Source organism: Rhodococcus sp. RD6.2 (assembly GCF_001040705.1).
Lineage (GTDB): Bacteria > Actinomycetota > Actinomycetes > Mycobacteriales > Mycobacteriaceae > Rhodococcus_G.
The window spans coordinates 484,864-510,662 of the sequence record NZ_CVQP01000007.1; the positions used below are offsets into that span (position 1 = coordinate 484,864).

Sequence of the window (25,799 nt, forward strand, 5' to 3'; positions counted from 1 at the left end):
ACCACTCGACTTCGGCGCCCGGGCCGCGGCGGAACGCGGGTACCGGTCGCACGTGATCAGGGCGTGTCGGTGGGGTCCTCGTGAGCCCAGTCGGACGCGTCGGCCAGGGGCCAGCCGCCCGCGGCGAGGTGCGCGCGTACCCGTGCGATGTCGGATTCGAGAGGCATCTCGTCGGTCACCTTGGTGATGAGGACGCCGATGTCGATGCGGTCGATCGTCGAGGGGGGCTGGTTCACCAGCTCGCCGGTCACCGCCAGGACCTCGTCGTCGGACAGCCTGCGTCGCAGGAGCGCGATCAGCGGAACGTAGTCCTGCTCGGGAACACCGTTCGGGTACCCGGCGCGCAGCCAGCCGAGTATCGACGTGAGAAACGGTGCGAGGCTCACGGGGTACCCCCTCTCGTCAGGATTCGTCGGTGGTGTCGGTGTCGTCCGGGTTGGTCTCGTCCGCGTCGGTCTCGGTGTACAGCTCGTCGCGGTCGATTCCTGCGAGGGGCCACCCTGCGGCGGCGAGGACGGACGCGACTCGCGCGATGTCCTCGGCCGACGGTTCGGTGTGGGTGACCTCCTCGATCAGGTCGGTGATCTCGTCGCGCGTGATGGTCGGATGCTGCAGCCGTCCCGCCGCTTCCGCAAGCGCCACGGCCGTGTCCTTGATCTGCTCACTGGTCAGCTGCCGGTGCAGCAGGGCCACGAGCGGAATGCGATCCTTCGGCGGGATGCCCTCCGGATAGCCGGCGCGCAGCCACGTCAGGACCGAAACGGGGAACGACGGTTTGTCGGTGGTCACAGATGATTTGCCTCTCGGGGCCTGGTCTCGCAGCACTGCCATCGCCGTCAGAACAGCTGGATACCGAACGTGTGGTCGAGGAAGTCCGCCATGATGAACAGGATTCCGGTGACGATCGCGATCACGATGATCGCGAAGCACACTCCCGCGCCGATGGTGGCGAGCGGATGTCGCGTGCGGACCTGCGTGCCCGACGCGTCAACGGTCGCGGTGGTGCCGGACCCGAGCAGGCGAAGTCCGAAGGCGAACAGGGCGGGCAGTCCGGCACCGAGCAGCAGGCCGACAAGAATGACCTGCCAGAGCGATTCGGCGGTCTTCGTCAACAGGTCCATGGATCTTCCCCTCGGTCAGGCCGACACGTTGTCGGGTCGGGGCGCGGGCGGGGAGGGGATCTCGTCGACGAGTTCCGCGTCGAGGGCGGCCAGCTCGGCGTAGGTGGCGTCGCCTGCGGGTTCGAGTCGCCCGTCCCAGTCGGCGTTGACGTTGCTGTGGTCGACGGGCTGACGGCGCGAGCGCAGGTACATCAGGGCGGACAGCGTGAGCAGGATCGCGAAGACCACGAGCACCCCTGCCAGGCCGCCGATCAGGCTCGCGATGCCCCAGCAGAGCGCCCCGGCGATCGCGGCGGACGGCAGGGTGATGAGCCACGCCACACCCATTCGGCCCGCGACACCCCAGCGCACCTCGGCGCCGCGGCGTCCGATTCCGGTGCCCATGATCGAGCCGGTCGCGACGTGGGTGGTCGACAGCGGCAGACCCAGGTGGCTGGACGTGAGGATGATCGCGGCCGACGACGCTTCGGCGGCCATGCCCTGCGGTGCGGCGATCTCGACGAGGCCCTTGCCGAGGGTGCGGATGACGCGCCAGCCTCCGAGGTACGTGCCGAGCGCGATCGCGAGTGCGCAGCTGAGCTTGACCCAGAACGGCATCGGTGCGTTCTCGGTGATGGTGCCGTGCGCGACCAGGGCCAGGAAGATCACGCCCATCGTCTTCTGGGCGTCGTTGGTGCCGTGCGCGAGCGAGACGAGTGATGCCGAGCAGATCTGGCCGAGGCGGAATCCGCGTTCCTTGGTGCCGTCGTCGACGCTGTGGGTGATCCGGTAGATCAGCCAGGTACCGCAAGCCGCGACGAGTCCGGCGACGACCGGCGCCAGGATCGCGGGCAGGACGACCTTGCTCAGCACACCGCCCCACTCGACACCGTTCACTCCGATGCCGGCGAGTGCGGCGCCGATGAGCCCACCGAACAGGGCGTGCGAGGAACTCGACGGGATGCCGAACAGCCACGTCATCAGATTCCAGAGGATGCCGCCGACGAGTCCGGCGAACACGATGACCAGAAGGTCCTCGCCGCCGGTCGAGCTGAGGTTGACGACGCCCTTCGCGACGGTGGCGGCGACCTCGACCGACAGGAACGCGCCCACCAGGTTGAGGATGGCCGACAGCGCCACTGCGACTTTTGGTCGAAGAGCCCCGGTGGCGATGGAGGTGGCCATCGCGTTGCCGGTGTCATGGAAGCCGTTGGTGAAGTCGAACCCAAGGGCTGTGACGACCACGACTAGAAGAACGATGAGTTCCGCGTTCACAAAACTCAATCTTCCGTTACGACCGCGTAAAAGTCGAGTTGGCCACGGCCTCCCCGACGTGCGATTCCGCACAGGGTCTCCACCCCGTGTCGCGAGGTGGTTGCCGAGCCTTCGGAGGCCCGGTCCGCGCGACCGGAATGCCACGTGAGAGGTCACGGAGAAGCGCTGGTGTGGCGGCGCTCACGCCACGGTCTCACTCACCGGGAACCACGGAAATCGCGGTGGTTTCGCTGGCTAGCGTCCCCGCATCGAGTGACGCAGAACACTTTTGCGGGCCATCCCCCATCTGGCCCGCGTCAAGAACGGAGACCCCGAACGTGCAACCACGAAAGACCGCGAAGCTACTCGCGGCCCTCGCCCTGTCGGCCGCGCTCGCCTCGGCGTGCGCCACCGACCGCGGCGGCGACGCCGGCGTCCCCACCTCGGGTGGCTCCGGAGACACGGCGTCCGCGTCCGCATCCGACACCGACTTCGGCACCCTCGCGTCACCGTGCGGGGCCGGCGACGCGAAGGGCGCGACCGATCAGGGTGTCAGCGACACCGAGATCAAGATCGGCTACGGCGACGATCGCGGCTACGCGCAGAGTCCGGGCCTGAACAAGGAGATGTCCGACGCCGTCTCCGCGATGATCGACTGGTGCAACGAGCAGGGCGGCATCAACGGCCGCACGATCGTCGGCACCGACTACGACGCGGCGATGACGCAGGCGAACACCGTCATGCAGGAGGCGTGCCGCTCCGAGTTCATGATGGTCGGCCACGGCTTCGCGATGGACCAGACCGCCGAGCAGACCCGCGTGGCCTGCAACATGGCCGCGGTCCCCGGCTTCACCGTCTCGCCGGACGCCGCCAACGGTCCGATGACCTATCAGGGCGTGCCGTTCCCGGTGGACTACGCGAACGGCGCAGCCTGGTTCCAGATGGCCCAGCTGCACCCCGACATGCTGAACGACTTCGACCTCGTCGGATCGACGATGCCCACGATCATCACGTCGTTGGCCAAGACCCGGTCGATGGCCGAGGCCGCGGGCTTCAAACTCAAGGATTGCGGCGTCACCATCAACTACCAGGGTGAGCCGACGTACGTTCCGTTCGCGGAGAAGTACAAGCAGTGTGGCGTCAAGGGACTGTGGACCTCGCGGTCACCGGTGCCGAACGAGTTCAACTTCTTCAAGGCGATCGACCAGGTCGGAATGGATCCGATCATCTTCGGTGAGGCCACCTGGTACGGCAGCTCCGCGCAGGCCTTCAACAAGGAGTCCGGTCTGCTGAACAACCTGAACGCCGACATGACGTTCCAGATGCTGGAGAACGCCGACAAGGTTCCCGCCGTCGCGAAGTACAAGGAACTGATCGAGGCGGAGGGCGGCAAGACCGCGCTGCTCGGCATGCAGTCCACGTCCTCGTTCCTGCTGTGGGCGACCGCGGCGAAGGAATGCGGTTCGGACCTGACCCGTCAGTGCATGGTCACCGAACTGTCCAAGATCCACGAGTGGGACGGCGGCGGACTGCACGCCGTGACCGACCCGGGCAAGAACATGCCCGCCACGTGCGGGCTGATGGTCGGACTCGAAGGCGCCCAGTACACGCAGGTGTTCCCGGCGGAGTCCGCCGAGTTCGAGTGCAACGACAAGTACCTGATCAAGACCGACGCGGCGACCTGGGGCACCGAGCTCGGCCCCGACCGTGTCTCCACCAAGTACCTCGGACCGAACGTGATCAAGCCGCAGGTCTGACCGGACCGGTCTGACTCACGGACTCGCATCGGGGGCGGCGGCGCCACGGCACGCCGCCCCCGATCTCGACCAAGGGTTCTCACATGGACACATTCGTGACGTTCACGATTCTGGGCCTCGTGCTCGGTTCCGTGTACGCGATCGCCGCCTCCGGGCTGGTGCTCACCTACAACACCTCCGGCATCTTCAACTTCGCACACGGCGCACAGGCCATGCTCGGTGCGTTCGTCTACTGGCAGCTCAGCGTCGGGTGGGGCGTACCGACCCCGATCGCGCTCGTCCTCGTCCTCGGCGTCTTCGGTCCGCTGATGGGCCTTGGTCTGTACTTCCTGATCATGCGGGGACTGCGGGACACCGCCGAGGTGACCAAGATCGTCGTCACCGTCTCGATCATGCTCGGCATGCTCTTCCTGTCCCAGTGGTTCTGGCACCCGGAGGATCCCCGCACCCTGACGATGTTCTTCGGCGACGACGCCAAGTTCACCGTCCTCGGCGCCACCGTGCGCGTGCACGAACTCCTCTGCCTCGTCGCGGCGATCGCGATCGCCGTCGGCCTGCGACTGCTCTTCACACGCACCCGGATGGGTGCGACGATGCGTGGCGTCGTCGACGACCCCGACCTGCTCCGCCTGAGCGGGCACAATCCCGAGCGGATCGCCGGTTTCTCATGGGCGCTGAGCTCGATGCTCGCCGTCCTCGCCGGCATCCTCGTCACCCCGATCAGCGGCGGAACCCTCGAGGCGAACCTGTTGACGCTGTTGGTGATCGATGCATTCGCGGCGGCCATGTTCGGACGCCTGCGCAGCATTCCGCGAACCTTCGTCGGTGCCATCGTGCTCGGATTGGCGGGCACCTACCTGCTCGGCTACGCCCCATCGACGTGGACGTGGACGTCGAATCTGCGTGTCTCGCTGCCGATGATCGCGCTGTTCGTCGTCCTCATCGTGCTACCGCAGGACCGCTTGCGCGGCGCCGCCGTCCGCACCCGCGAGCGGTACCACGTGCCGTCCGTCCGCAAGGCCGTCGGCTGGGGCGTGGCCCTGGTCGTGATCGTGTACCTGATCCGCCTGCTGATGGTCGAGTCCGCGGTCACCACCCTGACCATCGGCATCTGCTTCGCGATCATAGCGCTGTCGCTGACGGTGCTCACCGGCTACGCGGGGGAGATGAACCTGGCGCCGCTCTCGTTCGGTGCGATCGCGACGATCGTCGTCTTCCACTTCGGGATCACCGGATCTGGTCTGGCGCAACGACTCACGCTCGTCGGGGTGATCCTCGGCGTGATCGTCGCCGCTCTCGTCGGTGGACTGGTCGCGCTGCCCGCCTTGCGGTTGCGCGGACTGTACCTCGCGCTGGCGACGATGGCGTTCGGCGTGTTCCTGTCCAACATGGTGCTGCGCGACACCACCGAACACGAACTGTTCGGGGTGAAGTTCTCCATCTTTACCGGAGGCACCCTGGTGATTCCGCCGCTGCAGATCGGTCCGCTCGACCTGGCCGACCCGACCGCCTTCCTGATGACCGTCACCGTCCTGTTCGCGGTGCTCGGTGTTGTGCTCGTGGCACTGCGCAACAGCGGATACGGCCGCAGGCTCACCGCGATGAAGGACAGTCCCGCCGCGTCGGCGATGCTCGGGCAGAACCTGGTCGGCCTCAAGCTGGGCGTGTTCGTCATCTCCGCGGGTATCGCCGGGCTCGGCGGCATCCTGATGTCGTCCGCGCTGGGCTCGGTCTCGGGTGAGTCGTTCACCATCGTCATCAGCCTGTCGCTGCTGATGCTCACCGTCGTCGCGGGCATCGGCTACGTCAGCGGCGCCTTCTTCGGTGGAGTCATGGCCGGTGTCGGCTTCTCGATCATCATGGTGTCCTTCAACAACCTCGCGAAGGCGCAACCCGACCTCGAAGGTCTGTACCTGCTGCTCGGCAACATCGCGGCGGTCAGCCCGGCCCTGATCGGTATCGGTGTGGGACACAACCCGTCCGGCAGCGTGCACCAGGTCGTGGAGGGCTACCGCAAGCTGCGCGACGCCAAGCCCGTGCTCGTCGGCGGCGCCGCGGTCGTCGCGGTCGCGTACCTGTTGGCCCTGACAGGTGTCCTCGACAACTGGTGGTTCGCCTCGATCGCCATCGTCACGGTGTTCGCGCTTCCCGTCGTCGGCGAGATGGTCATGCCGACAGCCGTTCTCGGTTCGGAGGAAGCGCAGCGACGCCGGCCGATCGATCCCGAGGAAATCGGTGTCGACGTTCCCTACGGCGACGAGGTCATGGCCCGCGTCGACCGCGAACTGGGCCTGCCCGCCGACACCCGTCCGGCACGCCCGACCGTCGAACGCACCCGGCCCGCGAAGGAGCTCACCGATGTCGTCTCCTGACCCCACCTTCGACACCCAGCCGATCCTCGAAACCCGCGGTGTGACAGTCCGGTTCGGTGGCCACGTCGCCGTCGACAACGTCGGCATCGCCGTCCACGCCGGCAGCGTCACCGGGCTCATCGGGCCCAACGGCGCAGGCAAGACCACTCTGTTCAACACCGTCACCGGACTGCAGAAGCCGACGTCGGGGCGGGTGCTCATCGACGGCGTCGACGTCACCCGCAAGGCCCCGTACCGGCGGGCCCGGCTCGGGCTGGCCCGCACCTTCCAGCGCCTCGAACTGTTCCTGTCGCTGTCCGTGCGGGACAACATCCGGGTAGCCGGCGACATCCATCACGCGGGACTGCGGGGCACCGGCGTGCGCGGCAGGCGGGACATCGAGGCCGAAACAGACCGGCTGCTCGAGCTCACCGGGCTCGCCGACGTCGCGCACCAGGACGTCTCCGACATCCCCACCGGACGTGCACGTGTCGTCGAGGTCGCGCGGTCGCTGATGACCGAGCCGCGGGTCCTGCTGCTCGACGAGCCGGCGTCCGGTCAGACGGAGAAGGAAACCGAGGACTTCGCCGAACTGCTGCTTCGGCTCTCCGGTGAGGGACTCGGGATCTGCCTGGTCGAGCACGACCTGCCGCTCGTCATGCGGGTGTGCTCGCGCATCCACGTCCTCGACTACGGCAAGCTCATCGCCTCCGGGACGCCGTCCGAGATCCAGAACGATCCCGCGGTGATCGCGGCCTACATCGGAACGGAGGAGGTCGCATGACGGCACCCACCGCCGCCGACACGAACAACGCTGCGCCGCAGCCGGAACCGTTGCTCGAACTCGTCGACGTCCGCGCCGGATACGGCGCGATCGAAGTCCTGCACGGGGTGAACCTGGCGCTGGCGCCCGGTGCCGTCGTCGCGCTGCTCGGCCCCAACGGCGGCGGCAAGACGTCGACGCTGAAGATCTGCTCCGGCATCCTGCCGGTGACGGGCGGCGAGTTCCGGCTCGCCGGCCGGACGGTCAACGGCGCCGACGCCGCCGCGCTCGCCCGACTCGGGATCTGCACCATCCCCGAGGGGCGCGGCATCTTCGCGAACCTCACCGTCCGCGAAAACCTGTGGGTGGCGACCGGCACCGGCGTCTCCCTCAGGGACCTCGAAGAGGTTGCGTACGAACGTTTCCCGATCCTCGGGAAGCGTCGCGGTCAGCTCGCCGGATCGATGTCCGGCGGAGAGCAGCAGATGCTCGCGCTGTCCCGCGCTCTTGGAACGAACCCGACGGTGCTGCTCCTCGACGAACTGTCGATGGGGCTGGCGCCGCGCGTCGTCTCCGAGATGTACGACATCGTCGGCGGACTTGCGGCCGAGGGTCTGTCGATCCTCGTCGCCGAACAGTTCGCCCGCGCGGTCCTGCCGATCGCGACGTCCGCGGCACTGATCCTGCAGGGCCGTGTCGTCCGGACCGGCGATCCCGCCGAAATCGACCGAGAACTTTCCACCAGCTACCTAGGAGGCCAACGATGACCGCACTCGCGGAGGACCGTCGTGACCAGTTCAAGAAGGATGTGTCCGAGTTGAAGTTGAAGACCGAGGGCACCGGCGGTGGTGACGGGAAGGCCCGCATCGCCGGGCTCGTGCTCATGGTCGTCGGCGCGGTCGCCGCGTTCGGCGTCTACCTCTCCTCCCTGACACAGGACGACCTGCGCAACATCGCCTCGTACCAGATCCTCGCGACCGCACTGCTCGCTGTCACCGTGATCGGTGCCGCGCTGTACCTGGCAGGTGCGGTGTCGCGGGTGCTGCGCCTGTGGCTGCTGCGTCAGCTCTACGAGGGCCGCGAGCAGGCCGACCGGATCGCCGAGGCGGTCCGCGGGGCGTAGGTGGTCAGGCTGGGCGTCGGCACTCGCCGGCGCCCGGCCATGGCCTGGCCGAAAGGGAGCCGTGCGGGACTCATCGTCGTATTCGGCCCGTCGCGAAGAGCGCACCCGCGGTCAGCAGGGCCGCGAGTGAGAAGGCCGCCTGTAGCGCGTCGATCCGCGCCTGCGCGTTGACGTCCAGGATCGCCTCCGCGGTCTCGGGAGGCACCCCGTAGTCGGCGAGCGACGATTCCAGTTGGGTGTCGGAGATGAACGGCACACCAGAACTCAGTTCGGTGCTCGCCTGCTCCTGGACTGCGGCGGGCACCTCCGGACTGCTCGCGATTCCTGCCGCCACGGAACCGCTCAGCGTGGCGATCAACACCGACCCGATCAGTGCCGTGCCGAGAGACGCTCCGAGGTTCGTGGCAGTGTTCTGCAGACCGCCGACCTCGGGGCTCTTCTCGTCCGGGACCGCGGACACCGTCACCGCCCCCAGCTGTGACGACAGCGCACCGAGACCGAGGCCCATCAGCAGCATCGGGATCGCCACCACGCCCGCGTTCGCGCCGAGGTCCATGCCCGCGGCGAGGATCAGAATGCCGACCAGCATCGAAACCAGGCCGGCGCGCACCACGCGGCGCGGGCTCGCATGTGGCCACACCTTCGGGACGCCGATCGCGGTCACGAGCAGGGCCAGCGACAACGGAAGCAGCCGGATGCCCGTGCCGAGTGCGCTCAGTTCGAGTACCACCGACAGGAACAGTGGGACAACGAAGAACACGCCTGCCTGAATCATGAACTGCGCGAGAAACATCGTCAGGCCGCCGGTGAGTTGCCGGTTGCGCAGCAGGGCCAGATCCAGCAGCGGCTGGCCTCCGGTTTCGCTCAGGTGCGACTGCCAGCGCACGAACGCGTACAACACCAGCAGTCCGGCGAGGATCAACCAGAACACGGGAGACAGCCCGAACAGGTCGGGGCCGTCGGCGCGCGGGAGAATCCACCCCCACTCGCTGGACCTCAGCACACCGAACACCGCCAGGCCGAGTCCCGCCGCCGACAGCAACGCGCCCGGAATGTCGAGGTGCACCCGCTGCGGCGGCACGTCCGCGATGCGTCGCAGCACCAGCAGGATTGCCACCACGATCACCGCCTCACCCGCGAACACGTACCGCCACGACGCGAACGTCGTCACCGCGCCGCCGATCAGCGGGCCCGCCGCCACCGCCATCGCGCCCGCCGCCGCAATCAATCCGTATGCGGCCGGTCGTCGCTCGGTTACGAAGTTCGCCGCGACCAGCGCGACGATGGCAGGCATGATCAGTGCCGCGCCGATGCCCTCCAGCAGCGACCACCCCAGCAGCAGCACGGTGAGATTCGGCGCGAACGCCGTCGTCGTGCTGCCGATCCCGTAGATCACCAGACCGATCCCGAACGCACGACGCCTGCCGAGGATGGTGCCGATCTTGCCGCCGGTGATCATCAACGTCGCCATCACCAGCGTGTACAGCGTGATCGCCGTCTGGATGCCGGTGATCGTGGTGCCCAGGTCGGAGGCGACCTGCGCCATCGACACGTTCATCACCGAACTGTCCAGCGTCATCAGGAACTGGCCGGCCCCGAGAACGGTGAGAACCAGTCCGGACGCGGTGGCCCCCGCGGTGCGGCTCGTTCCGGTGGAGGTCACGAGCTCGATCCGGCCGACGGGGAGGTCGGCGGGGCATACGGTGTCGCGGTCGATCTCATCGGCGCCTCGCATATCGATGGTCGTGCTGCGGCACGTGCTGCCGCACCGGTCGATCGTTCGCCTCCAGGCCCAGGCCGTCAATCGGGACGAACCAACCTCATCCGCAGCGGGTGAGTCGGCGACCCGGTTCGCCGGGGCAGAGTCGAACCCGGGTCGTGTCCGCGCGAGTGGAGGTCGCCGATGGTCCCGAAGCCCGTGCTCGGATTGCGGCGCGAATCGATCGGGTTCGCCATCGGTTCCGTACTGTTCGCGGTCGGCGCCGTCCCGGGATACGCGCAGGCTGTCGGGATCCGGGCCGACAACATCACCTACTTCGTCGGCTCCCTGTTCTTCACGACCGCCGCCGCGATCCAACTGTGGCTCAGTGGCCGGATCCCGCCATCCAGCGAGGCCCACCGTGTCGACAGATACGACTGGTACTCCGCGGCAATCCAGTTCGCCGGCACCCTCGCCTTCAACGTCAGCACCGGCTCGGCGCTCGTGGTGTCGCTGACCGCCGAGCAGGAACACCGCTGGGTGTGGCGGCCCGACATGGTCGGGTCCACGGCCTTCCTGGTGTCCAGCGCGCTCGCCGTGGTCGCGACCACCGAAACCGACAAGCTCTGGGATCCGCGCGCCCGGAACTGGGTCAGCAGCTGGCTCGGCATGCTCGGTTCGATCGCGTTCGGGGTGTCCGCCGTGGCCGCGTTCGTCGACCCGAGCACGGGGGAGCTTCGCAACGCCTCGGTCGCAAACCTCGGCACGTTCCTCGGAGCGCTGTGCTTCCTCGGCGCGGCCCTGCTCACCCTTCCGCCCGAAGATCCCGATCGGACTCGACCACGGTCGTTCGCCGATCGATGGCGGGCCCGACTCACCCGCCGCGGATGAGTCGCCGGACCCCGACATGTGCTGGGCTTGACCAGGGCGGCGGGTGCGCAGCCCCACGACCGGACGCATAGGGGTTCGCCATGGCCGACACCGGGAACAACGATTCGACAGCGCCGCTCTCGTCGGACGAGCGCGCCGAACTGGAACGCCTGCGCAGGGAGGTCACCGAACTCCGGTCGAGCGCCCCCGCACCACTACCCGAGGCGAAGGCCACCGCCGCATCCGGTCACCCGGGACTGCGATGGACGGCGGCGGCACTGCTGCTCGTCCTCGTCGCGGTCCTCGGGATCGGTGCCGTCGCGGCCCGATTCGCGCGCAGCGAAGTCCTCGACACCGACCGCTACGTGCAGACCGTCACGCCGCTCGCATCCGAACCGGCGCTGCAGTCCGCGCTCGCCAACGAGATCACCGACCAGATCATGAGTCGCGTCGACGTCGAGCAGATGACAGCCGACGCCCTCACTGGGTTGACGGAGGTCGCGCCGCGGGTGCCGAGCGCCGTCGTCGGGCTCGCGCCGGTCATCGCCGGGCAGGCGGAGACGTTCGTCCGGAACGCTGCCACGAAACTCGTCGAATCCAGCCAGTTCGAGACGATGTGGATCGAGGCCAACCGGCAGGCACACGAGGAGTTGGTGTCCGTCGCGACCGGCGAGAACTCCGGAAGCGTCAGCATCGACGACCGCGGACAGGTCAGCGTCAACCTCGCCGCCATCATTGACACCGTCAAAGCAGACCTCGTCAACCGCGGTTTCAGCTTCGTCGACCGGATCCCCGACGTCGACGCGTCCTTCGTCGTCTTCCAGTCCGCCGACCTGGTCAAGGCACAGCGCCTCGTGAACTGGCTCAACACCGCGTCCGCGGTCCTGCCGTGGCTGACCCTGCTCGCCGCCGCGCTGGCAGTCTGGGCCGCACCCCCCGGAGGTCGCCGCCGTGCGGTGTCGCTGGTCGGTGCGACCCTCGCCATCGCCATGGGAATCCTCGCCGTCGGCATCAGCATCGGGCGCTCCGTCTACCTCTCCGAAGTCCCGTCCGACGTCCTGAGTCCGGACGCGGCCGCGATCCTGTTCGACACACTCGTCCAGCCCCTCCGGACGACACTGCGCGCCGTGTTCGTTCTCGCCGTGCTCATCGGCCTCATCGGCTACCTGTCCGGAGCGTCGGCCTCCGCGACGGCGATCCGACGGACCTACACGAAGGCGATGGACCGGCTGCGGTCTCCGTCGGCCGACCGCGCACCCCGCCCCGTCGAGACGTACGCCGCGACGTTCCGTCTCCCGTTGCGCATCGCGATCGTCGTGATCGCCGTCGCGACACTGGTGTTCTGGAAGTACCCCTCCGGCACGGTCGTCATCGTGACCATCCTGATCGCGCTCGCCGCGCTGCTCGCCGTAGAAGTGCTCGCCAGGCCCGCCCTCGCCACCCGCGAGGCACCGACCCCCGCCGAACCGACCGCCACAGAGCCGCGTACTCCCGTCGAACCCACCACCCCCGCCGACTCCACCCCCGCCGGGTCGACCACCAACCACCCGGAATCCTGACCGACTGTGGCGTTCGGTCATTCGGAGAGACCGAACGCCACATTCCGTCGAACCGGGGGAGGGGCGCGCGGCGTGGGGTGACCGGGTGGTCAGCGGGTGTCGCGGCGCAGCGGATGGTCCGCGGGCACCTGAACCAGGACGATCTGCACGCCGTCGGGGTCGGCGATCCACATCTCGCGCAGACCCCACGGCTCGACTCGCGGTTCGCGATCGATGCGGACCCCCTCCGACTGGAGTTCGGCACTGGCGTCGTCGAGGTCCCGGACCTGCAACCAGATCGCGCCCTCGAAGGTCGACTCGACGTCCGAGCCGCCGTGTGCGGCGATCTCGATCAGGTTCTGGCCGGCGAAGAAGACGGTGCCGCCCGGGTACTCGCGTGCAACCGCGAGCCCGAGGGCGTCCCGCCAGAAGGCGAGGGACGCCTGGTAGTCCTTGGGGCGCAGGATGATTCGACTGCTCAAGATTTCCACGTCAGCTCTCCTCCGTCGGGCGGGACTCGTGGCCGGGGCGGCCGTGGGTGCGGCGCGCCTCCTTCATCTCGGACTCGTACACGTGACGCCTGCCGCCGAGTACCGCGTCGCGGACCGCCCGGTCCCACGTCCGGAACGGCTCCCAGTAATCGTCGTCGAACTCCTCGACGACCTGGAACGTCCACCGACCCGGCAGCACGTTGCGGCCCAGTAGATCCGCTTCGACCGCCGCGGCCAGGTCCCGATGGCCGGCGTCGCGCAGCGCGTCGACCGCTTCGCCGAGTTGCCGGTCCGCGTGGCCGATCAGCTGGTGGAACCCGAAGAGGTGACCGCGGGCCCGCTCGACGGTCTCCAACGCCTCCGACAGTTTGCCGACGGCCGCGACCTCGGCGTCCGTGGTCCCGTCGGGGCGCGTGTGCTCCGGTGCCGGGTGCTCGCGAGGGTCGTGCGCGGCGACATCGCTCATGTTGTCAGTGTGCCCGAGTCGCGTGCGCGGTGTCGTGCTGTCGGTTCCGACATGTGTCGGCCGCCCGTAGGGGACTCAGTCGGCTGCGGGCGGAGCGGTGATGCCGCGGGTGATGGCGGCCGCGGAGAAGGCGATGAGCTCGGACGGATCGAGTGGTGCCGCCCAATTGTTGACGATCGTGTCGGACACGCCCATGAGTCCGGAGAGGACGAAGCGGATGAGCGCGGGATCGTCGAAGAGCGTTCGCCCCTCCGCCTCCGCGGCCTCGAGAATTGCCCGGTGTAGTTCCTCGTTGTACTGCTCCGCAGTCACGCGCAGTTCGCGAACGGACTCGCGTTCGGACCGAGCGGCACCCTCGATGTCGCGCCAGGTTGCGGTCATCCGCCCCACGCGCGCCCACTGTCGCACCGAGTTCGGGATGGTCGCCGCGATCAATGCGGCGACGCCGCTGTCACGGGGCAGGGTGGCCACGAAGGCGGCGGATTCGATCTGGCTCTCGTTGAGCAGCGCGATGAAGATCTCCTGCTTGTCTGCGAAGTACTGGTAGATCAGGCCGGTGCTGGTTCCGGATCGCTGTGCGACCGATCGGATCGTGAGTGCGCCGTAGCCGCCTTCGTCCAGGAGGGCGGCCGCCGCGTCCAGGGTGCGGCGGCGCCGCGCGTCCGCATCGCCGTAGATGGACTTGCCGTTCGATTCGCTCACCACGCCACCGTATCTGTGCGGCTCGGCGGCTCGGCGGCTCGCCTCGCCTCTGAATGAACAATGTTCAATCTAAGATTGAACATTGTTCATTCTGTTGCTACGGTCACAATCGTGACCACAGACGCCGCGGCCTCCGCGCCGCACCCACCGGCCGTTCACAATTCCGAAGATGCCCGTGCTGCAGCCGACATGGCCACCGCCGCAGGGGAACTGCTACTGGATTTCCGTGCGGACGCGCACCTCGCGCGTCTCGACCTGGGTGAGGTCCGCCGCATCGGCGACCGCATCTCCCACGAGTTCCTCGTCGCCGAGTTGGCGCGACGGTTTCCGGCCGACGCGGTGCTGTCGGAGGAAGGGGCGGACGATCCGTCGCGCCTGACCGCCGACCGGGTGTGGATCGTCGATCCACTCGACGGGACCAGGGAGTTCGGCGAGTTCGGCCGCATCGACTGGGCCGTGCACGTCGCGCTCGTCGAGCGTGGTCGCCTGACGGCCGGAGCGGTGGCGATGCCGGCACTCGGCGTCACCTACTCGACGGCGGACGCACCGACCCCCGCCGGACCGGCGCCTGCCGCGCCCCGGGTCGTGGTGAGCCGGACCCGCAGGCCCGAGCCCGTCATGGCCATGGCCGCCGCCCTCGGGGCGGAACTGGTCGAGATGGGTTCCGCCGGTGCGAAGGCGATGGCCGTCGTCCGCGGTGAGGTCGAGGTCTACGCCCACACCGGCGGCCAGTACGAGTGGGACTCGGCGGCCCCCGTCGCCGTGGCCCGCGCTGCCGGACTTCATGTTTCACGTATCGACGGGTCCGAACCCGTCTACAACCAGGAGAACCCCTGGCTGCCCGACCTACTGATCTGCCGCCCGGAACTGGCCGGCACCGCACTGGAGGCGCTTGCGCGATGAGCAGTCCCACAATCAGCAAGACCCTGACCCACCTCGAGCGACTCGAAGCCGAGAGCATTCACATCATGAGGGAGGCCGTCGCGGGGAGCGAAAACCCCGTGATGCTCTACTCGGTGGGCAAGGACAGCGCAGTGATGCTGCACCTGGCCCGCAAGGCGTTCTACCCGTCCCGGCTGCCGTTCCCGCTGCTGCACGTCGACACGACGTGGAAGTTCCGGGAGATGTACAAGCTCCGCGACGAGTCCGCTGCGGCAGGGGATTTCGATCTGCTGGTGTATCAGAACCCCGAGTGTGTGGAGAAGGGGATCAACCCGTTCACGCACGGTTCGTCGACGCACACCGACATGTGGAAGACCGAGGGCCTCAAGCAGGCCCTCGACCTGCACAGGTTCGACACCGCGTTCGGTGGCGCCCGCCGGGACGAGGAGAAGTCCCGCGCGAAGGAGCGCGTCTTCTCGGTCCGCTCGGCGGAGCACCGCTGGGACCCCAAGCGGCAGCGTCCCGAACTGTGGCACATGTACAACGTCCGGCGCTCGCCGGGGGAGACGCTGCGCGTCTTCCCGCTGTCGAACTGGACCGAGCTGGACGTGTGGGAGTACATCCGGCAGGAGAACATCCCGATCGTGCCGCTGTACTTCGCTGCGCAGCGGCCGGTGGTCGAGCGGGACGGCACCCTGATCATGGTCGACGACGACCGGATGCCGTTGCGGCCCGGCGAGATCTCCGAAATGCGGAGTGTCCGCTTCCGGACCCTCGGCTGCTACCCGCTCACGGGTGCGGTCGAGTCCACGGCCGCGACCCTGACCGAGGTCATCCAGGAAATGTTGCTCACCACCACGTCCGAGCGTCAGGGCCGCGTCATCGACCACGACAGCAGCGCCTCGATGGAGAAGAAGAAGCAGGAAGGGTACTTCTGATGGCCCACTCGTCCAACCTCATCGCCGACGACATCGAGCAGTACCTCGCCCAGCACGCGACCAAGTCCATGCTGCGGTTCATCACCTGCGGCAGCGTCGACGACGGCAAGTCCACGCTGATCGGCCGATTGCTCTACGAGTCGAAGCTGGTCTTCGAGGACCAGCTGAGCGCGCTCGAGAGCGACTCGAAGAAGGTCGGCACCCAGGGCGAGGGCCTCGACTTCGCGCTGCTCGTGGACGGTCTCGCCGCCGAGCGGGAGCAGGGCATCACCATCGACGTCGCCTACCGCTACTTCACCACCGAGCGGCGCAAGTTCGTCGTCGCCGACACCCCGGGCCACGAGCAGTACACCCGCAACATGGTCACCGGTGCGTCGACCGCGGATCTCGCGGTGATCCTGATCGACGCCCGCAAGGGCGTGCTCACCCAGACCCGCCGGCATTCCTACCTGGTCTCGCTGCTCGGCATCCGGAACGTCGTGCTCGCGGTGAACAAGCTCGACCTCGTCGACTACTCACAGGAGGTCTTCGAGCAGATCGTCGGCGAGTACACGGCGTTCGCCGCGGAGATCGGGTTGGCGAGTGTCGTCCCGATCCCGATGTCCGCGTACATGGGTGACAACCTCACCGAGCGCAGCCCGAACACGCCCTGGTACCAGGGTCCGTCGCTGATCGAGCACCTCGAGACCGTTGACATCGACGACGACCTCCGCACCGGTCCGTTCCGGATGCCGGTGCAGTGGGTGAACCGCCCGGATCTCGACTTCCGGGGCTTCTCCGGGCAGATCGTCGGCGGATCGGTGCGCCCGGGCGACCGGATCCGGGTGCTGCCCAGCGGGAAGGAGTCCACCGCCCTGCGGATCGTCACGATGGACGGCGACCTCGACGAGGGCGTTGCGGGTCAGTCGGTCACGATCACCCTCGCCGACGAGATCGACATCAGCCGCGGTGACGTTCTCGCAGTCGCGGACGCCCTACCGGGGGTTGCCGACCAGTTCGAGGCGCAGCTGGTGTGGATGGGCGAGCACGACATGCTCCCCGAACGCCCGTACGTCTGCCAGATCGGGACGATGACGGTGCAGGCGCGGATCACCAAGCCCAAGTACAAGATCAATGTCAACACGCTCGAGCAGACGGCGACGAACACTCTCGCCCTCAACGAGATCGGCGTGTGCAACATCAGCTTCGATCGGCCGGTCCCGTTCGACGCCTACGTCGACAACCGCGACACCGGCGGGTTCATCCTGATCGACCGGCTGACCAACACCACCGTCGGTGCGGGCATGATCGCGCACTCGCTGCGCCGGTCGGACAACATCCACTGGCAGGCCGTGGACGTCAGCGCCGAGTCCCGGGCGGTCCTGAACGGTCACCGGCCGCAGGTGCTGTGGTTCACGGGTCTGTCCGGGTCCGGCAAGTCGACCATCGCGAACGAGCTCGAGCGGCAACTGCACGCGAGCGGCTGCCACACCTATCTCCTCGACGGCGACAACGTCCGCCACGGTCTGAACCGAGACCTCGGCTTCACCGAGGCCGACCGGGTGGAGAACATCCGGCGGGTCACCGAGGTCGCCCGGCTGATGGCCGATGCCGGCCTGATCGTGCTGGCGTCGTTCATCTCTCCGTTCCGGGCCGAGCGTGACGCGGCCCGCGAGCTGATCGGCGAGGACCGGTTCTGCGAGGTGTTCGTCGACACTCCGATCGACGTCGCCGAGTCGCGGGATCCGAAGGGGCTCTACAAGAAGGCGCGGCGTGGCGACCTAACGAACTTCACCGGCATCGACTCCCCGTACGAGTCGCCGGAGAACCCCGAGCTGCGGGTCGACACGACCGTGACGACTCCCGCGGAGGCCGCCGTTCAGATTGTCGAGAAGCTCCGCAGCCGCGGCGTCATCGCCTGACCCGACCCGTTCCACCAACTACACCCGAGGAGCGTTCCCTGTGCCCACCCGAGACGAAATCTGTTCGGTGATCGATTCGTACGTCAAGTATCTCGGTGATCACGACGTCGATCAGCTGATGTCGTTGTTTGCGGCGGACGCGGTCCAGCACGAGCCGCTGGGCGTGCAAACCTTCCGTGGCATCGACGAGATCCGGGCCTTCGGCACCGGAAACGCGAAGGTGGCGTTCACGGTGAGCCGGTACTCGCCGATCACCGTCACCGGCCGGTTCGCGGCGATGCAGCTCCGCGTGCAGCGCGAGGGCACGCCCGACTTCCTGTCCACCGATCTGTTCGAGTTCGGCGAGGACGGCAAGATCGTCTCGCTCAGCGTCGTCCTGGACCCCAAGGCTCAGGTGTGAGCGCGGGCCTGCGAGCAGCGCCGGTGATGCCGGCGCTGCTCGACGGCAAGGTCGTGATCGTCTCCGGTGTCGGTGAGGGGTTGGGACGCTCGGTCGCCGTGCGCAGCGCCCTCGCCGGTGCCCGGGTCGTCCTGGCCGCGCGGACGGAGTCCCGGCTGACGGAGGTCGCCAACGAGATCCGGGAACTCGGCGGTATCGCGGTGTCCGTGCCGACGGACCTCACCGACGACGCGTCGGTGACGAATCTCGCCGATGCGGCGCTGGCCGAGTTCGGAGCGGTCGACACGGTGGTGCACAACGCATTCGTGCAGCCGCCACACGAGCGGCTTCTCGACGCCGAGTTCGAATCGGTCCGGCAGGGCCTGGACATCAACCTGCTGGCCTCGCTCAACCTGACCCGCAAACTCGCTCCCGCCCTGGAGAAGTCCGAGGGGTCGGTCGTGGTGATCAACTCGATGGTGCTGCGCAACCAGTTGCCGAACTTCGGTGCCTACCGGGTGATGAAGGCCGGACTGCTCGCCCTCGCCCGCAGTCTCTCGGTGGAGCTGGGCCCGATGGGTGTCCGAGTGAACTCCGTTGCTCCCGGCTACATCTGGGCGCACCGGGTCAAGGCCATGGTCCAGAAGCAGGCAGAGCAGCGCGGTGTCGACCCCGCCGAGGTCTACGCCGAGATCGCGGCAGGCACTGACCTGCGCCGGTTGCCGGAACCCGACGACATCGCGAACGCGGTGATCTTCCTGGCCTCCGACCTCGCCCGCGCGATCACCGGGCAGTGCCTGGACGTCAACTGCGGCCACGCCCACCACTGAACCACCCTCACAAGGACATACGAATGACGCAGGATTGCGACGGCATCGGCTCCATCGAGGACCTGCACGCGCAGGCGCGCAGGGAGACCGGTCGCGACGATTTCGGCAGCGACGAGTACCTGGAAGGCCTGACGGTGCTGCTCGACTCGTTCGCGCGGGAAGCCGACCTCACCCCGAACGGAAAGGTGATCGCGCGCAAGATGATCCTGTCCGCGCTCAGAGGCCGGCTGATCAGCGAGGCGGCGTTCGCGCGGCACCCCGAGCATGTCGACGTCGAGATCGAGCGGCCGATCTTCATGTGCGGACTGACCCGTACGGGCACCACCGCGCTGCATCGCCTCCTCAGCGCCGACCCGGCCAACCAGGGTGTCGAGATGTGGCTGGCCGAGGCGCCGCAGCCCCGTCCCGCCCGTGAGACGTGGTCCGAGAACCCCGATTTCCTCCGCGTCGACGCCTTCTACCGGGCGCGTCAGGCGAACGAGGCGGACCTGATGAAGGTGCACTTCATGGGTGCCGAGGAGGTCGAGGAGTGTTGGCGACTGCTCCAGCAGACGATGCTCTCGACCGCGTTCGACACCGTGGCGTACGTGCCGTCGTACACGGCATGGCTGGCGAAGCAGGACTGGACCGACACCTATGCCCGGTACAAGAAGAACCTGCAGCTGATCGGTATGAACGATCGTGATCGCCGCTGGGTTCTGAAGAGCCCGAGCCACGTCTTCGCGATCGACGACATCGTGAAGGTCTTCCCGGATGCGCTGTTCGTTCGCACCTTCCGTGACCCGCACACCTCGATGGCGTCGACCTTCAGCCTCGCCGAGCAGGGCGGGCACGACATGTCGCAGGCCTTCGACCGCAAGACCATCGGACGGACCCAGCTGGATCTGTGGGCGCGCGGGAACGCGAACTTCCAGGAGGCCCGGGCCCGCCACAACCCCGAGCAGTTCATCGACATCGACTACCGGGACTTCGTGGCCGACCCGATCGGGACGGCCGAGAAGGTCTACACCCAGTTCTCCCTGCCGCTCTCCGACGAGGCGCGTCGCGCGATCGCCGATGCCCACGAGGCCAGCCTCGCCGACCACCGCCGCCCGTCACACACGTACTCGCTCGAAGACTTCGGAATCACCGCCGCCGAGGTCGACGCCACGTTCGCCACCGCCCGACCCCTCTCACCGGATAGGAATTCACGATGAACGCCACCTGGGAAAAGTTCTGCACCGACCTGCTCGAGGTCGGGAACATCCTGTCGGACCCGATCGTGCCGCAGGATCCCCTGACGCAGGCCGAGGGCGTGCGCTACCTGTCGCGCCTGCTGCGTTACGCGACGATCAACTGCGTCGAGTACACCGACCCGCGGTGGCCGCAGTTCACGTCCGCGCCGAACCCCAACATGATGACCAAGCTCGGCGCCGACAATCCGGACAACATCTACATGCGCGCCAACATCTCTGGGAAGTACACGTACCGGATCACCGGAACCCGGGGCACGATCCCGCTGATCACCTTCGGTTCCCGTGTCAACCGCTACCACATCGACGGCACCATGCTGCAGACCGGTGACCTGCACATCCACGACCTCGAGGTCGACGAGAACGGACGCTTCGAGTTCATCGCGAGCGTGGACGAGCCCGCCGAGGGGGCGTGGCTGCCGCTCGCACCGGACAGCAACCTCATCTCCGTGCGGCAGACCTACGCGGACCGGCGCGCCGAGGTACCCGGCGAGCTGTCCATCGAATGCCTCGACCCCGACGGCGAATTCGTTCCGCTGATCGAGGACGAGCTGGGCTGGCGACTGGACCGGGCGATCGGCATGCTGAAGGGCTCGGCCGCCACGTTCCTCGAGTGGTCGCGCGACTTCATGCCGCAGCCCAACGAGATCTTCGACCGCGGGCAGGAGCAGTTCCAGAAGGCCGGTGGCGATCCGACGATCTTCTACTTCCACGGGTACTGGAAGCTCGCCGAGGACGAGACTTGGGTCATCGAGACCGAGGTCCCGAACTGCGAGTACTACAACTTCGTGCTGCAGAACTTCTGGGTGGAGTCCCTCGACTACCACCGGACGAACATCTACATCAACAACCACACCGCGAAGCTGAACGACGACGGGACGCTGACCATCGTGGTGTCGGCGAAGGACCCCGGTTTCGGCAACTGGATCAACACCGACGGCCACGCCGAGGGCACCTGGGCGATGCGCTGGATCAAGGCCGACTCGCACCCGATCCCGACTTCCAAGGTCGTCACACTGTGACGCTCGCCACGTAACCGGGGGCACTGTGACCGTACGCCCGGCGTAGGTTCCGGCGGCCGGTAGCGTGCGCCTGTCGGTGTGGCAGCTTACGTGCACGGGGGTCGCGTGCCGCGCTCGCCAACCTTCTGCCGACGACGACATCGGGATCTGGGAGGGCACTTTGATGCGCAGGGTGGGACGTCGGACGTCATGGGCGGCGGCATCGCTCGCCGCGGTCGCGGTGTTCGCCGGGCCGGGCCACGCCGCGGCGGAACCGGCGTCGAGCGGCAGTGCGAGCTCGGGCAGTTCGGATTTCGGCAGCATGGATTTCGGCAGCATGGATGCCGGCAGTGTCACGTCAGGATCGACGGTGCCCGAAGTCTGGCAGGACGATCCGGGGCCGCTGCCCCCGCTGCGTGACGACATCGTCGTGCCGGAGATCGTCGGTGAGACCGTCACCTCCCCGCAGGTCAAGCGTTTTCTGGTGGCGTCGCCGTCACTGCGCCGGGTGGTGGGCGTCGACGTGCTGCTCCCCGCCGACACGAGCGCGCCGCGGCCGACGCTGTACATGCTCGAAGGGGTCGGCGGCGGTGAGGACCAGTCCGCCTGGATGTACATGACCCACGCCCCGAAGTTCTTCGCCGACAAGAACGTCAACGTGGTGATGACCAACGGCGGCGTCGCCAGTCTCTACACCGACTGGGACAGCCCCGACAAGAACCTCGGCGTACACAAATGGGAAACCTTCATCACGGAGGAACTGCCTCCGCTCATCGACGCACGGCTGAAGACCAACGGCGTCAACGCGATCGCGGGCAACTCGATGGGTGCGCAGGGGGCGATGATGCTCGCCCACCGGCGCCCCGACCTGTACCGGGGGATCGCGGTGTTCAGCGGCTGCTACTCGACGACCGACGACGCGGGCCGGCTGAGCACACAGTTCACGGTTTCCTCGCGGGGAGGCGACATCCGGAACGTGTGGGGTTCGCCGGGCGGAGCGGGCTGGGAAGCACACGACTCCGTCCGTCACGCGGAAGCGTTGCGCGGCAAGCCGATCTACATGTCGGTGGCCACCGGCCTCGCCGGCCGGTACGAGGGGCCGGGTACCGATCTCGAACGGATCGTGGTCGGCGGCGCCATCGAGGCCGTCGCGAACCGCTGCACCAAGCGCCTCGACCAGAAACTGGACGATCTCGGCATTCCCGCAACCGTCGACTACGAGGCGCGTGGAGTGCACGCCTGGGCGTACTGGAAGGACCAGCTGCCCAAGGCGTGGCCGACGCTGGAGCGGGCGTTGGGACTCACGAGCTGAGCGTCCCGTCCGACTTGCGCAGTAACATCGGTCGATCGCCGAGACCCCGGCGTCACAGGACGTCGCACCAACTCCAGAGTTTGTCGACGCGGCGGCGGAGTCCGACGGCGTTGCTCACGCGTCGAGGGTGGTCGGTGGCGCAGACACAGCCGCAGTAACCAGGGCTGATAGGGGGTCGACGGGTGCATTTCGATGGGAGTTCACTAGAGTCCCGCGTCGGCAGGGGTGGTGCCCGCGGCGGTGAGGATTGCGGTCACCAGATCACCGACAGTGGTTCCGGGATTGCCGACGCCCGCAGATGATCCAGGGGAGCGTTCCGGCGTGAGTAAGGTTGCTCGCGCGAGCGCGGTAGTGAGGCCTCCCCTCAGCATTGTGCACTCGCGGTCGAGGGAGACCGTGTCCCGCAAGTCATTTCACATTCGCTTTGCGTGCTGGGGGCTGGTGATCGCGGCACGGTGGTCTGACAGGTGCAGGATCGGCCACACTTCGAAGCAGGGGTTGCTAAAGGCGACGCGGATGCCCTCTCGCAGGGCCGTGCGGAGTGCATCCTCCAAGTAGGCGTGGTCATCGCGGTCGACGACGATCCAAACCTCGACCGCAGCGCGGATCGGACTTTGAACAGGTGGCTGTGGTGGCCTCGTCGCCCATCATGTAGATGTCGTGCGGCGCGTCGGCAGCGGACTGGGTGAGTACCCCCGCCCGTTCGAGCGCTTTGATGCGATCGCTCTGCTTCGAGCCATCGAAGCGGATGCCGCTGCGCCGGCACCCTAGATTGCCAGCAGCGGTTCGATTTCCACCAGGGCGCCGAAGTTGACCGAGCCACGGGCAGCGCTGATCAATTCCGGGTCGATCACAGCCATGGTTCCCCCCGTCGAGAGTCGCGATCCTAATCGCCGAGGGCAACCAGAGCGGGTGGTGGCCGACGGAAACCTGTCGGTGGTCGCTGTCACACTCGTCGGCAGTCACGCGAGGCGGGGTGAGATGAAGAAGCGATTCAGCTACCGGGCATATCCAGACGCGGACCAGCGGGCAATGCTCGCCAAGACCTTCGGCTGTGCCCGCGTCGTCTACAACGACTTCGTGGCCTACTGCCGTGACTCCTATGAGAAGCGTGGCGTCATCCCCGATCTCAACGAGGTCAAGTCGATCGTCACTGCGCAGGCGAAACGCACCCCGGAACGCCAATGGCTGGCCGAGGTCAGTTCGGTGCCGCTACAGGAGGCTGCTCGAGATGCACAGTCGGGATATCGAGCCTTCTTCATGTCGATCGCGGGCACGCGGAGGGGGCCTCGAGTCAATCCGCCTCGGATGAAAAGAAAATCGGGACGCCAGGTAGCGACGTTCACGACGAGAGCGTTCACGGTTCGGGCGGACGGCTGCTCAAGATGGGGGTTTGTCCGTCTTGCCAAGATCGGTGAAGTGAAGTTCAGGCTCTCGCGTCCGCTCCCCTCCTGCCCGTCCACGGTGAAAGTCATCTGCGAGCCTTCGGGGGAGTACCGAGTGAGCTTCGTCGTCGAGGTGGAGGCCGCCTGCCCAGCGGCCGTCGAGTCGGTGGCGGGCGTCGACCTGGGACTTGCGCACCTTGCGATCGTCGCAGGTAGTTCTGGCGAACGCTACCGCGTGCCGAACCAGCGGAATCTACGCTCGGTCGAACACAAACTCGCCAAGGCGCAGCGTCGCCTGTCCAGAAAGGAGAAAGGAGGACGGAACCGGGACAAGGCGCGCATCGGCGTGGCGCGCTTGCATGCAAGAGTCGCGCGTTCTCGTAAAGACCAGTTGCACAACGTTGCCCGCCGGTTGGTTGACGAAAACCAAGTCATCGCCGTCGAGAACTTGGACGTTGTGGCGCTCGGCAAAACACGATTCGCGAAATCGATCGCTGATGCGGGATGGGGGATCCTGCTGGGGCTGTTGCGATCCAAGGCTCGGGAGTCGGGTCGCGAGGTCGTCGTCATCGATCGGTGGTTCCCGAGTACCCAGATGTGTTCACAGTGTGGACGCGTGGACGGGCCGAAGCCGCTCCGCATTCGTATCTGGAAATGCGAATGCGGAGCGGTTCTCGACCGTGACTACAACGCAGCAGTCAACATCATGCTCGCCGCAGGGCTTGCGGAGAGCCTAAACGCCCACGGAGGGGTCGTCAGACGAGTGCTTGCGCTCGCGGACCCCAGCGAATTGGGAACCCACCTGGCCGATGCACGCGCATCGGCGTAGGAATCTCTGCTCGATCAGAGCAGAGAGGAGGTCAAAAGTACCAGGGGTACGGCGACCAGTCGGGGTCGCGCTTCTCGAGGAACGCGTCCCGGCCCTCGACGGCCTCGTCTGTCATGTAGGCCATCCGCGTCGCCTCGCCCGCGAACAGCTGCTGGCCGACCAGGCCGTCGTCCTGCAGGTTGAAGGCGTACTTGAGCATCCGCTGCGCCTGCGGGGACTTGGCGTTGATCTTGGTGGCCCACTCGATGGCGACGTTCTCGAGTTCGGCGTGGTCGACGACCCGGTTCACGGCGCCCATGTGGTGCATGTCCTCGGCGGTGTAGGTGTCGCCCAGGAAGAAGATCTCGCGGGCGAACTTCTGGCCGACCATCTTTGCGAGGTAGGCGCTGCCGTAGCCGCCGTCGAAGCTGCCGACGTCGGCGTCGGTCTGCTTGAAGCGGGCGTGCTCGCGGGACGCCAGCGTGAGGTCGCAGGTGACGTGCAGGCTGTGCCCGCCACCAGCGGCCCAGCCGTTGACGAGGGCGATGACGACCTTCGGCATGAAGCGGATCAGCCGCTGGACCTCGAGGATGTGCAGGCGCCCGGCGCGGGCCTTGTCGACGGTGTCGGCCGTCTCCCCGTCCGCATACTGGTAGCCGCTGCGGCCGCGGATCCGCTGATCGCCGCCCGAGCAGAACGCCCAGCCGCCGTCCTTCGGGCTGGGACCGTTGCCGGTGAGGAGCACGCAGCCCACGTCCGACGTCATGCGGGCGTGATCGAGAGCCTGGTACAGCTCGTCGACGGTGTGCGGGCGGAACGCGTTGCGCACTTCGGGCCGGTCGAACGCCACCCGGACGACACCCTCGGTGACATGCCGGTGGTAGGTGATGTCGGTCAGGTTCTCGAACCCGGGGACGGGGCGCCACAGCTGGGGATTGAAGGTCACGAACGCCAAGGATAGGCCGACGCGCACGGACCTTGCGCACGGTGATGCGGCCGGGGATTACCGTGCAGGAC

26 protein-coding genes are annotated in these 25,799 nt (G+C 67.4%); 16 read left to right on the top strand and 10 right to left on the bottom strand.

All coding sequences use genetic code 11. The annotated features are described in order from the left end of the window. Nucleotides 1-56 precede the first annotated feature (56 nt). The 4 genes from RHCRD62_RS15835 to RHCRD62_RS15850 are packed head-to-tail and all read right to left on the bottom strand — an operon-like array spanning nt 57 to nt 2,375. Complete coding sequence (locus tag RHCRD62_RS15835; protein WP_050065653.1) at nt 57-386, bottom strand: DUF3349 domain-containing protein; 330 nt, start codon at nt 384-386, stop codon at nt 57-59. Between the two features lie 16 nt (nt 387-402). Further along, nucleotides 403-831 carry a DUF3349 domain-containing protein gene (locus tag RHCRD62_RS15840; RefSeq protein WP_084734295.1) on the bottom strand — a complete coding sequence of 143 codons (429 nt, stop codon included), beginning with the start codon at nt 829-831 and terminating at the stop codon, nt 403-405. A gap of 5 nt (nt 832-836) precedes the next feature. Beyond that, nucleotides 837-1,121 (bottom strand): hypothetical protein, encoded by a 285-nt coding sequence (locus tag RHCRD62_RS15845; RefSeq protein WP_050065655.1) that lies wholly within the window; start codon nt 1,119-1,121, stop codon nt 837-839. A 15-nt stretch (nt 1,122-1,136) separates the two neighbouring features. Continuing rightward, nucleotides 1,137-2,375 (bottom strand): inorganic phosphate transporter, encoded by a 1,239-nt coding sequence (locus RHCRD62_RS15850; RefSeq protein ID WP_050065656.1) that lies wholly within the window; start codon nt 2,373-2,375, stop codon nt 1,137-1,139. Nucleotides 2,376-2,692: 317 nt separating this feature from the next. Here RHCRD62_RS15850 and RHCRD62_RS15855 point away from each other — a divergent pair, with 317 nt between their 5' ends. From RHCRD62_RS15855 to RHCRD62_RS15875, 5 genes are all read left to right on the top strand, one after another. Further along, on the top strand, nt 2,693-4,111 hold the full coding sequence (locus tag RHCRD62_RS15855; RefSeq protein WP_050065657.1) for an ABC transporter substrate-binding protein: 1,419 nt from the start codon (nt 2,693-2,695) through the stop codon (nt 4,109-4,111). Nucleotides 4,112-4,194: 83 nt separating this feature from the next. Further along, nucleotides 4,195-6,483 (top strand): branched-chain amino acid ABC transporter permease, encoded by a 2,289-nt coding sequence (locus tag RHCRD62_RS15860; RefSeq protein WP_050065658.1) that lies wholly within the window; start codon nt 4,195-4,197, stop codon nt 6,481-6,483. After that, entirely contained in the window at nt 6,470-7,246 is a 777-nt protein-coding gene (locus tag RHCRD62_RS15865; protein WP_050065659.1) for an ABC transporter ATP-binding protein, read from the top strand. Before RHCRD62_RS15860 ends, RHCRD62_RS15865 begins: the two co-directional genes overlap by 14 nt. Further along, entirely contained in the window at nt 7,243-7,992 is a 750-nt protein-coding gene (locus RHCRD62_RS15870; RefSeq protein ID WP_050065660.1) for an ABC transporter ATP-binding protein, read from the top strand. Before RHCRD62_RS15865 ends, RHCRD62_RS15870 begins: the two co-directional genes overlap by 4 nt. Next, nucleotides 7,989-8,348 carry a hypothetical protein gene (locus tag RHCRD62_RS15875; protein ID WP_050065661.1) on the top strand — a complete coding sequence of 120 codons (360 nt, stop codon included), beginning with the start codon at nt 7,989-7,991 and terminating at the stop codon, nt 8,346-8,348. Before RHCRD62_RS15870 ends, RHCRD62_RS15875 begins: the two co-directional genes overlap by 4 nt. Before the next feature lie 70 nt (nt 8,349-8,418). Here the strand turns inward: RHCRD62_RS15875 and RHCRD62_RS15880 are convergent, their stop codons facing one another. Next, nucleotides 8,419-10,083, bottom strand: coding sequence for an MFS transporter (locus RHCRD62_RS15880; RefSeq protein ID WP_084734296.1), 1,665 nt, complete (start codon nt 10,081-10,083; stop codon nt 8,419-8,421). 168 nt (nt 10,084-10,251) lie between these two features. Between RHCRD62_RS15880 and RHCRD62_RS15885 the strand changes: the two genes are divergently transcribed. Together RHCRD62_RS15885 and RHCRD62_RS15890 are read left to right on the top strand one after the other, a co-directional pair. Then, nucleotides 10,252-10,938, top strand: coding sequence for a hypothetical protein (locus RHCRD62_RS15885; RefSeq protein ID WP_050065662.1), 687 nt, complete (start codon nt 10,252-10,254; stop codon nt 10,936-10,938). A gap of 80 nt (nt 10,939-11,018) precedes the next feature. Then, nucleotides 11,019-12,476, top strand: coding sequence for a hypothetical protein (locus RHCRD62_RS15890; RefSeq protein WP_253277336.1), 1,458 nt, complete (start codon nt 11,019-11,021; stop codon nt 12,474-12,476). A gap of 89 nt (nt 12,477-12,565) precedes the next feature. Here RHCRD62_RS15890 and RHCRD62_RS15895 read toward each other — a convergent pair whose 3' ends face one another. The 3 genes from RHCRD62_RS15895 to RHCRD62_RS15905 all read right to left on the bottom strand — a co-directional run bounded on the left by RHCRD62_RS15895 (nt 12,566) and on the right by RHCRD62_RS15905 (nt 14,114). Further along, on the bottom strand, nt 12,566-12,946 hold the full coding sequence (locus RHCRD62_RS15895; RefSeq protein ID WP_050065663.1) for a VOC family protein: 381 nt from the start codon (nt 12,944-12,946) through the stop codon (nt 12,566-12,568). A 1-nt stretch (nt 12,947) separates the two neighbouring features. Further along, complete coding sequence (locus RHCRD62_RS15900; protein WP_050065664.1) at nt 12,948-13,412, bottom strand: hypothetical protein; 465 nt, start codon at nt 13,410-13,412, stop codon at nt 12,948-12,950. Between the two features lie 75 nt (nt 13,413-13,487). Further along, the gene (locus tag RHCRD62_RS15905; RefSeq protein ID WP_050065864.1) at nt 13,488-14,114 is read right to left on the bottom strand and encodes a TetR/AcrR family transcriptional regulator; all 627 of its coding nucleotides are present in this window, start codon (nt 14,112-14,114) and stop codon (nt 13,488-13,490) included. A 111-nt stretch (nt 14,115-14,225) separates the two neighbouring features. Between RHCRD62_RS15905 and RHCRD62_RS15910 the strand changes: the two genes are divergently transcribed. From RHCRD62_RS15910 to RHCRD62_RS15945, 8 genes are all read left to right on the top strand, one after another. Then, nucleotides 14,226-15,017 carry a 3'(2'),5'-bisphosphate nucleotidase CysQ gene (locus RHCRD62_RS15910; RefSeq protein WP_367379647.1) on the top strand — a complete coding sequence of 264 codons (792 nt, stop codon included), beginning with the start codon at nt 14,226-14,228 and terminating at the stop codon, nt 15,015-15,017. 11 nt (nt 15,018-15,028) lie between these two features. Then, nucleotides 15,029-15,934, top strand: a complete 906-nt coding sequence (gene cysD, locus RHCRD62_RS15915; RefSeq protein WP_367379650.1) for a sulfate adenylyltransferase subunit CysD — start codon at nt 15,029-15,031, stop codon at nt 15,932-15,934. After that, nucleotides 15,934-17,835, top strand: coding sequence for a sulfate adenylyltransferase subunit CysN (gene cysN, locus RHCRD62_RS15920; RefSeq protein WP_050065667.1), 1,902 nt, complete (start codon nt 15,934-15,936; stop codon nt 17,833-17,835). The genes cysD and cysN overlap by 1 nt, the downstream gene beginning before the upstream one ends. Nucleotides 17,836-17,875: 40 nt before the next feature. Beyond that, complete coding sequence (locus RHCRD62_RS15925) at nt 17,876-18,235, top strand: nuclear transport factor 2 family protein (RefSeq protein ID WP_050065668.1); 360 nt, start codon at nt 17,876-17,878, stop codon at nt 18,233-18,235. A 26-nt stretch (nt 18,236-18,261) separates the two neighbouring features. Further along, nucleotides 18,262-19,044, top strand: a complete 783-nt coding sequence (locus tag RHCRD62_RS15930; protein ID WP_050065865.1) for an SDR family oxidoreductase — start codon at nt 18,262-18,264, stop codon at nt 19,042-19,044. Between the two features lie 23 nt (nt 19,045-19,067). Next, entirely contained in the window at nt 19,068-20,240 is a 1,173-nt protein-coding gene (locus RHCRD62_RS15935; RefSeq protein ID WP_050065669.1) for a sulfotransferase family protein, read from the top strand. Next, complete coding sequence (locus RHCRD62_RS15940; RefSeq protein WP_050065670.1) at nt 20,237-21,298, top strand: DUF1214 domain-containing protein; 1,062 nt, start codon at nt 20,237-20,239, stop codon at nt 21,296-21,298. The genes RHCRD62_RS15935 and RHCRD62_RS15940 overlap by 4 nt, the downstream gene beginning before the upstream one ends. Nucleotides 21,299-21,461: 163 nt before the next feature. Beyond that, nucleotides 21,462-22,589: an alpha/beta hydrolase gene (locus RHCRD62_RS15945; RefSeq protein WP_050065671.1), complete on the top strand. Its 1,128-nt coding sequence runs from the start codon at nt 21,462-21,464 to the stop codon at nt 22,587-22,589. Nucleotides 22,590-23,002: 413 nt separating this feature from the next. Here RHCRD62_RS15945 and RHCRD62_RS26740 read toward each other — a convergent pair whose 3' ends face one another. Next, nucleotides 23,003-23,197, bottom strand: a complete 195-nt coding sequence (locus RHCRD62_RS26740; RefSeq protein ID WP_084734299.1) for an RloB family protein — start codon at nt 23,195-23,197, stop codon at nt 23,003-23,005. Nucleotides 23,198-23,570: 373 nt separating this feature from the next. Here RHCRD62_RS26740 and RHCRD62_RS15950 point away from each other — a divergent pair, with 373 nt between their 5' ends. Beyond that, nucleotides 23,571-24,803, top strand: a complete 1,233-nt coding sequence (locus RHCRD62_RS15950; protein ID WP_084734320.1) for an RNA-guided endonuclease InsQ/TnpB family protein — start codon at nt 23,571-23,573, stop codon at nt 24,801-24,803. A gap of 31 nt (nt 24,804-24,834) precedes the next feature. On the opposite strand, the gene RHCRD62_RS15955 is transcribed toward RHCRD62_RS15950, so the two are convergent. Beyond that, nucleotides 24,835-25,728, bottom strand: coding sequence for a 1,4-dihydroxy-2-naphthoyl-CoA synthase (locus RHCRD62_RS15955; protein WP_050065866.1), 894 nt, complete (start codon nt 25,726-25,728; stop codon nt 24,835-24,837). Nucleotides 25,729-25,799: the final 71 nt, after the last annotated feature.